Source organism: Pseudomonas sp. GW822-FHT01E03 (genome assembly GCF_058802985.1).
Genome location: NZ_JBXAOQ010000001.1, coordinates 1 through 13,109, shown reverse-complemented (window position 1 = coordinate 13,109; position 13,109 = coordinate 1). Strand labels below are relative to the sequence as shown.

General features: G+C 59.3%; 10 protein-coding genes. 6 read left to right on the top strand and 4 right to left on the bottom strand.

Features of this window, described 5'->3' with window-relative positions; all coding sequences use genetic code 11:
- Positions 1-144: 144 nt before the first annotated feature.
- Positions 145-600 carry a glycine zipper 2TM domain-containing protein gene (locus AC1RP7_RS00050; RefSeq protein ID WP_090455191.1) on the bottom strand — a complete coding sequence of 152 codons (456 nt, stop codon included), beginning with the start codon at positions 598-600 and terminating at the stop codon, positions 145-147.
- 204 nt (positions 601-804) lie between these two features.
- Positions 805-2,241, bottom strand: coding sequence for an NAD(P)-binding protein (locus tag AC1RP7_RS00045; RefSeq protein ID WP_493180909.1), 1,437 nt, complete (start codon positions 2,239-2,241; stop codon positions 805-807).
- A gap of 125 nt (positions 2,242-2,366) precedes the next feature.
- On the opposite strand from AC1RP7_RS00045, the gene AC1RP7_RS00040 reads away from it, so the two are divergent.
- The gene (locus AC1RP7_RS00040) at positions 2,367-2,519 is read left to right on the top strand and encodes a type 2 periplasmic-binding domain-containing protein (protein WP_429520950.1); all 153 of its coding nucleotides are present in this window, start codon (positions 2,367-2,369) and stop codon (positions 2,517-2,519) included.
- Between the two features lie 76 nt (positions 2,520-2,595).
- On the opposite strand, the gene AC1RP7_RS00035 is transcribed toward AC1RP7_RS00040, so the two are convergent.
- On the bottom strand, positions 2,596-7,428 hold the full coding sequence (locus AC1RP7_RS00035) for a M10 family metallopeptidase C-terminal domain-containing protein (RefSeq protein WP_493180910.1): 4,833 nt from the start codon (positions 7,426-7,428) through the stop codon (positions 2,596-2,598).
- Positions 7,429-7,753: 325 nt separating this feature from the next.
- Positions 7,754-8,800, bottom strand: a complete 1,047-nt coding sequence (gene ocd / locus AC1RP7_RS00030; protein WP_218495846.1) for an ornithine cyclodeaminase — start codon at positions 8,798-8,800, stop codon at positions 7,754-7,756.
- Positions 8,801-9,432: 632 nt separating this feature from the next.
- On the opposite strand from ocd, the gene AC1RP7_RS00025 reads away from it, so the two are divergent.
- From AC1RP7_RS00025 to AC1RP7_RS00005, 5 genes are read left to right on the top strand one after another with little or no spacing between them, the layout of a single operon-like run.
- Positions 9,433-10,212, top strand: coding sequence for a transporter substrate-binding domain-containing protein (locus AC1RP7_RS00025; protein ID WP_090455199.1), 780 nt, complete (start codon positions 9,433-9,435; stop codon positions 10,210-10,212).
- A 59-nt stretch (positions 10,213-10,271) separates the two neighbouring features.
- Complete coding sequence (locus tag AC1RP7_RS00020) at positions 10,272-10,997, top strand: ABC transporter permease (RefSeq protein WP_102669631.1); 726 nt, start codon at positions 10,272-10,274, stop codon at positions 10,995-10,997.
- The gene (locus AC1RP7_RS00015; RefSeq protein WP_102700408.1) at positions 10,994-11,704 is read left to right on the top strand and encodes an ABC transporter permease; all 711 of its coding nucleotides are present in this window, start codon (positions 10,994-10,996) and stop codon (positions 11,702-11,704) included. The genes AC1RP7_RS00020 and AC1RP7_RS00015 overlap by 4 nt, the downstream gene beginning before the upstream one ends.
- Before the next feature lie 56 nt (positions 11,705-11,760).
- The gene (locus tag AC1RP7_RS00010) at positions 11,761-12,522 is read left to right on the top strand and encodes an ABC transporter ATP-binding protein (RefSeq protein ID WP_218495840.1); all 762 of its coding nucleotides are present in this window, start codon (positions 11,761-11,763) and stop codon (positions 12,520-12,522) included.
- 12 nt (positions 12,523-12,534) lie between these two features.
- Entirely contained in the window at positions 12,535-13,014 is a 480-nt protein-coding gene (locus AC1RP7_RS00005; protein WP_007974731.1) for an Lrp/AsnC family transcriptional regulator, read from the top strand.
- The last annotated feature ends 95 nt before the right edge of the window (positions 13,015-13,109 follow it).

Below are 13,109 nucleotides of genomic sequence, written 5' to 3'. Positions count from 1 at the left end.
GAGGTATAGATCCATGGGTTGCCAGCAATTGGCCTGAGGTCGTGCATGAGTCATTGAGTGTCAACCGAACTCGCTCGCCATGAGAATGTTGCGCAGCAAGTGATGACGGCTCATTTGTCCGCTGCGCAACGTCCGGTAGCCATCCTAGCTTTGTGGTACCACCCGAGCTTCGTTTCCGGCACCCTCGACGTACACGTTCATGCCTTTTCTCAGCGTCGGGTTGATCGGCTGCGTTACCGAAACCAGTACGCCGCTCTGGGTGCGAACGATGATCTGCTGTGCGTCCACGGGCTGATCATATTTTTTCTTTTCGACGTAGTTGCCGCCTGCCGCCCCCGCGAGGGCTCCAGCGACCATCGCCACATCCCGGCCGGTACCCTGGCCGATCAGGCTACCCAGGCCCAGACCGCCAATACCGCCCAAGATGGCACCGACGCCGCTATCGTGATTGGTCTGCATCTGGGTCTGTGTGATCTGCTCGATTTTCCCCGAGCGAATCTCCATCTCGCCAGCGCCTCCGCTCCCGGCACCCACCGCGGCACAGCCGCCAAGCACCAGACCAAAAAGCGAAATCGTCAGCCAGGAAAAGATTGTTTTCATCGTCAAACTCCATTTTCAGAGGAAGTGGGTCATGCAAACGCATCCAATGACGTTAGACGAAAAAGTCCGGTTCATGCGCTTGTCTGGCTGTGCAAGGCTTTTGAGGTCGAGAAAGCGCGCCAGCGCCAGCGCACGACCAGGATGGCCACTGATCCGCCCATGCTCACGCAAAAGGCGGCAGGTGTTCTGGTTGACTCCAGTCGCTCAGGACTCTTGCGCCAAACCTGCTACGGCCTGCAGGAGCCTGGGCATATTTTCCAGGGCCTTTTTCCTGGCTTCAGTAAATCGGTTCAACACGGCAAGCTTTTCAGGATCCCCCTCCTGCAGGCTTCTCAGCACTGTCGGCAAAAGGTGCAGATGGCACTGCGCAAGCCAGTTGGACAACCCCGCGTGGTTCTTCCATTGCCGCTGATTGCCCAGATAAGCGGCCCACATCCTGACCCAGTCCACCGGTGAGCGTGGCAGCGGGACAAACCCACATAGTTGATTCATCTGCATCTGATCGTCGAGGTGGCTTTCCACGTATGCGATGACTGCGGCGCTGAACAGAATCTGATAACTGCTGACTGTCACCAGGTTGATGCGATTGCCATCAAACGCTTTCACGCTTCCCTCAGGAATAATCGGGACAGCGCTTGCGCTGCAGTCGATATAAAGGGCGTCGGGATCTCCAGCGATGCTGCCCCTTTCGAGGGAGATACGGCTGGCTTCTATCGCGCACACCCGCCCCAGGCGCACTACATTGGTTATGCGCCGTAGCGCACGCAACTCAGCCTGTGAAATGGTCGCAGCACGGAAGGCGGTGGGTTCGACGGCTTGATCGATGCGCAGCAGTTCGCCGACACTTTCGAGCCTGAGGAACAGGTCCGGGATCGAATCTGCAGCACCTATTGCTTCGAACTGGTTCGCGAGGCTACCGATCGTTCGTACAACATTCTCCTGGCCGGGTTGAAAGTTGGCGCGATCCAACAACCAGGGGGCGTTTGGAACGATCCATTGAATCCTGCCTGGTACCACGCCATTCTGCAGCAGCCACAGACAGGCATCGATGCCGGTCTTTCCTCCCCCCACCACCACGTAACGCAAGTAAGGCTGTCCGATCTTTGGCAAGTCGTTGAGCGGTACGCACCGTATACCGGGCTCTATCCGGTAATGCGGAGGATGGGTCGAAGGAACGGCTGCCTGTGCAATAGTCGCATCCACCAGCTTCCTTCGGACCTGGACAGCATTACGTTCGCCGGTGAGCAGGGAAGTGATGCAATGACTATCGGTGCGATCACCTTCGTAGTTGTGCATCGGAAAATATCGCACCCGACCTGACGGCAAGAATCGATGATGCATAAGCTGATCGAAGTAACTGACAATCTCGGCGCCTGAGGCCAATTCATACAAGCCACCGCCCCATTCGGATTCGTCCTTCTGGCCGGAGCCCAACTCGCAGGAGTTAACGCCATAGAAGGCAGACGGCTGGTGCAAGCGGACGAACGAGTAGGCATCGTTCCAGTGTCCACCAGGTTGAGCGTGTCGATCCACCATCAGCACACTCGCATCCGACTGATCGAGCAATGTATCGACGAAGGCCATGGCTGTTGCCCCCGCGCCGATGACCAGATAATCCGTTGCCATGGTGGATGTGTTCATAGGTACGCCCTGATGAAAGTTGAAAATACTCCTCCATCGAATCAGGCTAGTTGTTTTCGCTTGTCGCAAAAGAACAGTTGTTCCTTGCCGACATAGCCAACAGATTTAAAGACTCTCTAAATACCATGTCGACTCTGGAAAGCGGCCAGTTGGTCACCGTGCCAGACGATTACATTGACCGCCAGGTCGTCTTCTGGATGCTGTGGCCAGCCAGCCGTTATGCCTCGCCCAAGTTGCGCGTGTTCATTGACTGCATGAGTGCGCACTTGCGCACCTGATCGTTTACGCCTGCAGGTTCAGTATCACCCTCGTCTGACCGGCATCAGGGCGAACCCGCTCCCGCAGGGTGTGGGCTTAACCCAAGGCTGTGAAATCGCTGGCGTGCAGCTCCTGGACGCCCACCAGTTGGATTTCGAACTCGGGGGTGGCGTCGGCGTTGACACTGCCCTGGAGAATGCCATTGGCAAAGCGCAGTTGACCGGTGGCGTTGGCAGGGTCAAAGGCATTGCTGCCGATGAAGGTGAAGGTGTCGACAGCGGTGGTCAGCGGGTTGGCGTCCAGGCCGGTGAAATCCAGAAGATCGCCCTCGGTGCTCTTGAAACCGTTGATCACATCGCGCAAAGCCCCGACGCCCATGTCCGACAGCGCACTGAACGCGAAGGTATCCGCGCCAGTGCCACCGATGAGGTTGTCGGTGCCTGTACCGCCGATCAGCCGGTCATCGCCCGAACCACCCACCAGCGAATCGTTGCCCGCACCACCGTTCAGAACGTTCGCGGCGCTGTTGCCCGAGAGACTGTCGGCGTAGGCGCTTCCCGTCAGGTTTTCGCAGAATTTCAAGGTATCGAGCCCGGAACCCGTGGTGTTTTGTTGCGCTGACGTCGAGAGGTTTACGGTAACGCCGGACAGGGCGCGCTCAAAAGACACCGTGTCATTGCCATCGCGTCCGTCCAGCACGTTGTTGCCGGCTCCGGCGAACAGCGTGTTGTCCAGCGCGTTGCCCGTGCCATTGGCGGCGCCAGTGCTATCGACATACAGATGTTCAACGTTATTGCTGAGGGTAAAGGCCGCCAGGCTGCTGTGCACACTGTCGACTCCTCCAGGCGCCGCACTGCTGTTGGTCTCGATCACGGTGTCATCGGCGTTGTCGACATGATAGGTGTCGTTGCCATCGCCGCCGCTCATGCTGTCGGCCCCTGCGGCACCGTCGAGTACGTTATTGGCGGCATTGCCGGTGATGAAATTGTGCCGCTCATTGCCGGTGCCGTTGATGTCCGACACGCCGGTGAGCACCAGGTTCTCGAGATTGGCGCCCAGGGTCCAACTGACCGAGGTCTGCACCGTATCGATCTGCGAGGTCGAGGTGTTGGTTTCCATCACGCGGTCGAACGCGTTATCGACCACATAGACGTCGTTGCCATTGCCACCGGTCATGGTGTCGGCGCCCAGTTTGCCATCCAGCGTGTCGTTGCCCGAGCTGCCCGCCAGGGTATCCGCCTGGTCGGTACCGGAAATCATGTTCCGGGCGTTGTCGAAAATGTCCTGCACGCTGTTGTTGTCGTTGGGGTTGCCCTGGAAGCCAAGGTCATTGGCAATGTAGTCGGCCAGGCGCTGGCCGACGATCTCCGCCGACTCCTCGTGCAGGTGCCAGACGTCGTCGGGATACGCCAGCGGATCGACTTCGTGACGCAAGGGGAGGTCGGTGTAGTCCACCGCCAGCTTGACGTCGGCGCGCTCGGCGGCGATGGCTTCCTGGGCTGCGCGTACATAACCACCCCCCTCGACGATGGAGGCAATTTTCTCCTCCGAATAACCACGGGCACGCGCTGCGTCCTGTTCGTAGTGACCGGTTTCCATCATGTACACGCTGAAGTTGCCGAACTGGGCATGCAGGTAATCAAACACCTTCAGGGTCGCGGCCTTGTACGCCGCTGCTGCCGCTGCTTTGTCCGTGGCTCGGGCGATCTCCTGGGCTGCTTCCTCGCCCTGGCCCCAAATGATGCCCATGGTGACGTTACTGATCGATTGCAGTTCACTGAGCTGACCCCGCAGCAGCGTCACGGCGCGCAACAACGCGGCCCCGGGCTGGTTGGTGTCGGTCAGCCACCAGCACAACTCGAGTTCCCCGGCGCTCAGCGTCGACAGGCCGGTGACCGTGCTGCCGCCCACCGCGATGTCGATACCGTTGCCATCGGCATCGGTGAACTGGCTACGCACGTCATAGGGGGAGTAGCGGTCCAGGTCGTTGACCAGCATCGAGGTGCCGGACTGACCGTCGTCCTCCGTCATGCGCAGCAGGCGCGCATTGGATTGGCCGAGGGTGGGCAGATAGAGGATGTCCTGCCGGGTGCTCTCGCCGAACACGAAGTCGCTGGCGGTCAGGGTGTTGAGGTAGTTGCCGATGAGCGCGATTTCAAAACGATTGCCATCGGCATCCGTTTCGGCGGACTTGATGTAGGTCTTGTCGCCGGCCGCGTTGAGGGTGATGTACAACGTGGCATTGCTGCCATCGCCGAGGCCTAGAAAGCCCAGACCCGAAACATCGATCTTGTCGACGCCGGCGGTGAAGTCATAAATCGTGTCGGTGGCCGTGACACCGCCGGTGTCGTAGTCGCGGTAGCTGTCGAGCACGTTGCTGTAGCGGAAGGTGTCGACACCGTCGCCGCCGTACAGTGAGTCGCGTCCGGCGCCGCCGTCGACGGTGTCGGCGCCAGTGCCGGCCTTGATCGTGTCGTTGCCACCGAGGCCAAGGATCAGGTCGGCACCCGCCGTGCCGTTGAGGGTTTCGGCATTGTTGGTGCCGGTGACGGTGTTGGCGGGCGCATCGGCCACCGCCAGGGCGAAGCTATCGCTGACCGATGCACCGGCCGGGTCCGTGGCTCTGACCAGCACATTGTAATTACCGGACGCGGTGCTGGTCGGCGTGCCGGTGAAGGTCAGGTTGCTGGCATTGAAGCTCAGCCACGCGGGCAGGGCGCTGCCATCGGCCAGGGTGGCGGTGTAGCTGAGGCTGTCATTGTCCGGATCGGTGAAGCTGGTGGCCGGCACCACGTAGCTGAACACGGTGTTTTCGGTGGCGTTCTGATCCAGCAGCGGCGTGGTCAGCACCGGCGCCTGGTTGGTCGGTGACGATGTGGCGAAGATGAAATTGGCGTTGGTCAGCTTGTTGAGGTAGTTGCCGTCCAGTGCCACTTCGAAGCGGTTGCCATTGGCGTCGGCGGTCAGGGACTTGATGTAAGTCTTGGTGCCGGCACTGTTGAGCACCACGTACACGGTGTTGTTCTTGCCATCCCCCAGGCCGGTGAAACCCATGGCCGAGAGGTCGATCTTGTCGGCGGTGACATCGAAATCGGTGATCAGGTCACCAAGGTTGGCACCGCCGGTGTTGTAGTTACGGTAACTGTCCAGGCGACTGGAAAACACGAACGTGTCCGCCCCGGCACCGCCGGTGAGGGTGTCCATGCCGGCGCCGCCGTCGAGTTTGTCGTCGCCCGCGCCGCCACTGAGGCTGTCGTTGCCCGCCAGACCGAGCAGGGTGTCGGCCGAATCGCTGCCCAACAGCGAGTCGCTGCCGCTGGTGCCGGTGATCACCCGATTAAAGATGAAGTTATTGGCCGTCAGGGTGCTGGTCAGGTTACCCGAGAGGATCAGCTCGAAACGATTGCCACTGGCGTCGGCGTCGTAGTCCTTGATGTAGGTGCGGTCGCTGCTGGCGCTGTAGCTGACCTGCAGGGTGCCACCACGGCCATTGCCCAGGCCTGTGAAGCCGAGGCCGGCGAGGTCGATCTTGTCCTGGGTGACGTCGAAGTCGGTGATGGTGTCATCAAAGCTTGTGGTCGCGTTGCGGTAACTGTCGGACTGAGCGGCGAAACGGAACGTATCGGCGCCGGTACCGCCGGTGAGTTTGTCGATGCCTGCACCACCCACCAGAATGTCGCCACCGGCCCCGCCATTGAGGGTGTCGTTGCCGGCAACACCGTAGAAAATCTCGCTGGCGGCGCTGCCCAGCAGGGTGTCATTGCCAGCCGTACCTTGCACGGTGGTCATCGGCACCGTGGCGCTGACGTAGCTGCCGTCGCCATAGACCAGCGTGGCACCGTTGCTGGTGTGGCTGATGGTGTTGCCGATGATGGCGTTGCGATCAGTGCCGTCTTCATTGCGCTCTGCAACGCCATAGGTCGACAGGTCGCTGCCGGTGATGAGGTTGCCCTGGATGGTGTTATCGCTGCCGTTGAAGTACTTGCCGGATACGCCCAGGGTGTCGTCGTAGGACTGGATGATGATCTCCGGTACGGGGCTGCCCAGGGAATTGTTGTTGAGCGTGTTGTCGATGATCTCGACGTGGTTGCTGCCGTAGATGCGGACCCCGGCGCTGGCGTTGTCGTGGATGTCGACGCCACTGACGGTCACCTCGCTGGACAGTTTGATCAGCACCCCTTCGGCGCCGTTGCCGTACACCTCGCCACCGGTGATGGTGATGTTGCTGGGGGAGGGGATATCCTCGCTGCCGCGCTGTACGACGATGCCAGTGCCGCCGTTGTTGTAGGCAACGTTATTGGTGAGTGTGAAGTCGTGGGTGCTGGTAACGATGTTGAAACCGTGCCGGTCGTTGTCGTAGGCGACGTTGTTTTCGAAGGTGCTGTCGCTGAGGAAGTCGGCAACGAAACCGTCCAGGCCGTTGCCGTGGGACACGCTGTTGCTGATGACCATGTTCACGGTCTGCTCGTGGGGGTCGAAACCGTACCCGGAGCAATCCTTGATCTCGACGCTGTCGAGGGTGACGTTGGAGTCGTAGCCCGCTTCGCCTGGAATGTAGCCGTTGAACCAACCGTCGATCTTGCCCGTGGTGTTGTCACGGTTGCCGTCGATGGTGAGGTTGCTGACGCCAAAGTCGTGGGTTTGCTCGCCATAGGCGGAGCGGATGACTCCGGTGATCTTGGTGTCGGAGCCGTCAGCCACCTTGACGGTGGTTGCGCCCATGCCGTCGCCGTACAGGTAGACGTTGCTCTTGAGCATCAGGCAGCCGTCGGAGGGTTCCTCACCTCCCGAAACGATGTAAGTTCCGGTCGGCATGTACACCTGCCCCCCGCCTGCAGCGGCCGCCGCGTCAATTGCATTTTGTATCGCCGCCGTATCGTCAGTGATGCCATCTCCCTTGGCGCCAAAATTTTGTACATTAAAAATCATGAGTTTATCTCCGTATCAGGCGAAAACCTCGGCAGATGCCAATATTCCATCGGCAGCTACCGTGTTATGACCCACCGGAGCGCAAAAGTTGTGACCGCATATCGGGGAAGCGTCAAAAAACAGATAAAGCTGATTAGCGGTTATGAGATGTTTTGGAGAAATAACGGTTTGTTGACGACCGCTCAGGTAGCGAGTCCGCAGTGGACCGGGTGGCTCGCGCAGCGGATGGCGCTGAAAAAAAGCTTAAAAGACCGAGACCTTGTATAGGGTTCCGCCTGGCAGCCGAAGGGGCCGCCAGGTAAACGCTTTGGAGAGTCGAGTGGAGTCAGGCCCGAAGCCTTACATCGTCAGCTGCTGAAGGCTGCAGCAACGAGAACAGGTTCTTGGGATCTTGCAGCTCCGGCACCAGTTGGATGTCGCTGCCAATGTTGAGCGTTCTTGCAACATCCAGCACATAGCGCAAGGCGGAGTAGTCTTCGATGGCGAAGCCGACCGAGTCGAACAAGGTGACTTCCTCGGCATGCTGGCGACCTTGGGTCTGACCATTGATGACTTTCCAGAATTCGATCACCGGTGAGTCGGCGGGCATCTGCTGAATTTCGCCTTCAATGCGGCTTTGTGGTTCGTACTCAACCATGACTCGCGCACGCTCCACGATGTCTCGGTGCAGTTCGGTCTTGCCGGGGCAGTCGCCGCCCACTGCGTTGAGGTGCATCCCGGGCTCGATCATCTCAGGGGTTAGAATCGTTGCGTAGGCCTTGTCGGCCGTGACCGTGGTCACGATATCGGCCCCACGTACGGCTTCCGCGACGGTTTTGGCAACGGTCACCTGTATGGCGGGGTAGGCCCGCAGGTTGGCTACCAGCTTCGCCGTCGCGGCAGGATCGATGTCGTAGAGACTGATTTCAGTAATGCCGAGCAATGTATGAAATGCCAGGGCCTGGAATTCGCTCTGTGAGCCGTTGCCGATAAGTGCCATTCGGCGACTGTCCGGTCGGGCGAGGTAACGGGCGGCGAGTGCAGAAGTGGCAGCGGTGCGAATGGCGGTAGTCAGCGTCATTTCACTCAGCAAGACAGGCTTGCCGGTATCGACGTCTCCCAGCGCACCAAACGCCATGACCGTCAGCATGCCATTGTGCGTGTTCTTCGGATGCCCGTTGACATACTTGAAGGCATAGAGCGAGGCATCAGACACCGGCATAAGCTCGATGACGCCCTCGGGTGAGTGGTTCGCCAGGCGCGCGCACTTTTCGAAATCCGGCCAGCGTACGTAGTCTTGACGGATGTACTCGGCCATTTCGATCAGGCAACGAGGCAAGCCTTTTTCCTGGACGAGACGGCTCAGATCATTGACGTCAATGTAACGGGTCATATTGGGTTCCTTTGGGCGTTTTATGGTGTGCCGGTCTGGACTGCCTTTCGCTTTGGCGGCTGAGACTCAGGAGGCGGTCCATGTGTTTGCAACGGATCTATTGTCGAGGCAATGGAGAGAAGATTTCGGCCAATACTGACCCTGGACACAGCGAGAGAAGTCGAAAAACACAGAGTGCACAGCGGAATCGGCCGGGTGACAGTGACCACTCGCATCTCGCTCGCACGGCTCAAGCGCGATGTGCTTCACGAAGCATCGTCATGCAGGTAAAGAAGGCCTCAAAGACAAGCACATGTCCTGTGCCGCTCCCTTTTATGTGGATACACAGTGACTGACAGCGGACGACAGAATCGGCTGTGAAAGCCCTTCGTTCAGCACAGGCACGCTGTTTGAACGTGGGGTTACGACACCAGCACCCTCCCGGCAATTGGCATTCTGACGGTCCATTTCAAGCGCTTGTTGATCGCTGTCCGAGATGGAGTGCAACTCCGACGACTGGCACCTTCCAGTCGAAAACAACAACAAAAACGGCTGCGGTGAAGACCGCATCGACCCTCTGCCCCTGTCAAAAAAGTGTGGTCCGACGCAAGCGCCGGATCGCTATAAATCCAAATAATCCGGGACTCTAGAAAATGAACATCAAATGGCTGACTTTGCCGGCACTCGCGTTGCTTTGCTGCACCACGGGCGCCAGTGCCAAGGAATGGAAGGAGCTGCGATTTGGCGTCAACCCAAGCTACCCACCCTTTGAATCCACCACGGCCGATGGCGGGGTTCAGGGCTTCGGCGTGGACCTGGGCAATGCGATATGTGCCGAGCTGAAGCTGACCTGCGTGTGGGTCAGCAATGATTTCGACGGGCTGATTCCGGGGCTCAAGGCCGGTAAGTTCGATGCCATCGAATCTTCGATGACCGTTACCGACGCGCGCAAAAAACAGATCGACTTTACCGATCGCCTGTACGCAGGACCGACCGCCATCGTCACCCGCAAAGACTCCGGACTGCTGCCTACCGCCGAATCGCTGCGCGGAAAAACCATCGGTTACATGCAGGGCACGATTCAGGAAACCTACGCCAAGGCCAAACTGGGGCCGGGTGGGGTGAAGCTGCGGGCCTATCAGAATCAGGATCAGGTCTATGCCGACCTGGTATTTGGCCGTCTCGATGCGTCGATCCAGGACAAGCTGCAAGCGCAGATGAGTTTCCTGACCTCGCCACAAGGGGCGGACTTCCAAAACAGCGAAGGCATCAGCGACCCGTTGGTGCCGTCGGAAATCGCCATTGGTGTGCGCAAGGACAACGAAGAACTCAAAGGCATGCTCAACGCCGCCATCAAGGCCCTGCACGACAAGGGCATCTACGCGCAGATCCAGCAGAAACACTTCGGTGATCTGGACCTCTACAACAACTGATCCTCGTGCCCCGGTCGTTGTATCGCAGCGACTGGGGCGCATCAAGACAGGTGACTGGCGTGAACTCCTTCCTGAATATTCTGGGGCTCGATCTTTCGGCCCTGCAAGGCTATGGCCCTTTGTTGCTGCACGGCACCTGGGTCACCCTCAAATTGTCGGCACTCGCGCTTCTGGTGAGCATGGCGCTGGGGCTGCTCGGCGCGGCGGCCAAACTGTCACCGCTGAAGCTGTTGAATCTCCCGGCGACCTTTTACACAACACTGATCCGTGGCGTGCCCGACCTGGTGTTGATGCTGTTGATTTTCTACAGCCTGCAAGGCTGGCTCAGCGCCTTGACCGAGGCCATGGGCTGGCCCTACATGGAAATCGACCCATTCGTGGCCGGCATCATCACCCTTGGTTTTATCTATGGGGCGTATTTCACCGAGACCTTTCGCGGGGCGATTCTGAGTGTGCCACGCGGCCAACAGGAAGCCGCGGCGTGCTTTGGCCTGAGCCGTTGGCAGCGCTTTCGTTTCGTGGTGTTCCCGCAAATGATGCGTTTTGCCTTGCCGAGTCTTGGCAACAACTGGCTGGTGCTGCTCAAGGCCACGGCTCTGGTATCGATCATCGGTTTGTCGGACTTGGTCAAAGTCGCGCAGGAGGCCGGTAAAAGTACGTTCAATATGCTTGATTTCCTGCTGCTGGCCGCCGCGCTTTACCTGCTGATCACCAGCGCTTCGAACTACGTTTTGCGTGTGCTGGAACGGCGCTACAACCAGGGTGTACGGGGGATGGCGCGATGATCGAGTTGATTGCCGAATACTGGAAACCCTTTCTGTTCAGCGATGGCGAGACCCTCACCGGTCTGGCGATGACCCTGTGGCTGCTGGTGGCGAGTATTGCCATGGGCTTTTTCCTGTCATTGCCCCTGGCGATCTTGCGCGTCTCGCGCTGGGGTGTCTTGCGTTGGCCGGTTCAGTTGTTTACCTACATCTTTCGCGGCACGCCGTTGTATATCCAGTTGCTGATTTGCTACAGCGGGATCTACGGCATTGCGGTGGTTCGTTCGCAGCCATTGCTCGAAGCGTTTTTCCGCGACGCCATGAATTGCACCTTGCTGGCGTTCACGCTCAACACCTGCGCCTACACTGTGGAAATTTTCGCCGGAGCGATCCGCAGCATTCCCTACGGTGAAATCGAAGCGGCCCATGCCTATGGCCTGAGTGGCTGGCGCCTGTATCTGCAATTGATCCTGCCTTCGGCGCTGCGCCGCGCGCTGCCGTACTACAGCAACGAAGTGATCCTGATGTTGCACGCGACTTCGGTGGCGTTCACCGCAACCATCCCGGACATCCTGAAAATAGCCCGGGACGCCAACGCCGCGACTTTCATGACGTTTCAGGCTTTCGGTATCGCCGGCCTGCTGTACCTCGTGCTGTCGTTCGGGCTGGTCGGTGCGTTCCGCCTGGCTGAGAAACGCTGGCTGAGCTTTCTGGGCCCGGCTCACTGACTTCCATTCTTTATCCAGAGCGGCGCCGATAAGTGTGCCGCTTCAGGAGTATTCGCATGTACAAACTCACCGTTGAAAATCTGTATAAACGATTTGGTGACAACGAAGTACTCAAGGGCGTCTCGTTAAACGCGAGGGCAGGGGACGTGGTGAGCATGATCGGCGCCAGCGGTTCGGGCAAAAGCACCATGCTGCGCTGCATCAACTTTCTGGAGCGGGCGGACGAAGGCGCCATTGCTCTGGATGGCGAGCGAGTCCTCACCCGTCAGGGCGTTGGCGGCATGCGCGTTGCCAATCCGAAGCAGTTGCAGCGTTTGCGCACGCGACTGGCGATGGTGTTCCAGCATTTCAATCTGTGGAGCCACCTGACCGTACTGGAGAACATCGTGCTGGCGCCGTGTCGAGTCCTGGGCATGAATCGCAAGGCCGCCGAAGAGAGCGCTCGGGCGTATCTGGACAAAGTCGGCCTGCCGCAACGGGTGGCCGATCAGTACCCGGCGTTTCTTTCCGGCGGGCAGCAACAGCGGGTGGCGATTGCCCGTGCCCTGGCGGTGGAACCGGAAATCCTGTTGTTCGACGAGCCAACCTCGGCGCTCGACCCGGAACTGGTGGGTGAAGTCCTGAAGGTCATTCAGGCACTGGCCGAAGAGGGCCGGACCATGTTGATGGTGACCCACGAAATGGGCTTTGCCCGGCAGGTCTCCAGCCAGGTGTTGTTCCTGCATCAGGGGCGGGTCGAAGAGCAGGGTGATGCTACGATACTCGACCGGCCAACCAGCGAACGTTTGCAGCAATTTCTATCGGGTCGTTTGAAGTGAGGCAAGGCGTACATGGCGGATATCCGCGATCTGTCGATCGTGCTTGATCGTATCGATCAGGCAATCATTGAAGTGTTGCGCCACGAAGGGCGCATCACCTATCAAAAGCTGTCCGAGCGCGTACACCTGACCCCCAGGCCGTGTCTGGAACGGGTGCGCAAGCTGGAACAGCTCGGGGTCATTCGCGGTTATGGTGCGATTCTCGATGAGAAGAAGCTGACGCCGGGCTTGTCGTTGCTGGTGCTGGTGGCGTTGTCGAACCAGAGCGGACGCGCGGCGCAAAAGGCCTTCGAGGCCAAGGTCCGCGCCTGTCCGCAGGTGCTGGAATGTCGTCTGATCAGCGGTGCGTTCGACTACAGCCTGCGCATGCGCTGCCGTGATATGGAACATTACCGGGTGTTGACCGAAGTCTGGTTTGACGACCCGGATTTGCACATCGACAAGCTGGTCAGCCACCCGGAACTGGCGATGGTCAAGACCACGATGGAGTAAGCGTCAAACGGATAAAAACTGTGGGAGCGGGGGGGGGGGGGGGGGGGGGGGGGGGGGGGGGGGGGGGGGGGGGGGGGGGGGGGGGGGGGGGGGGG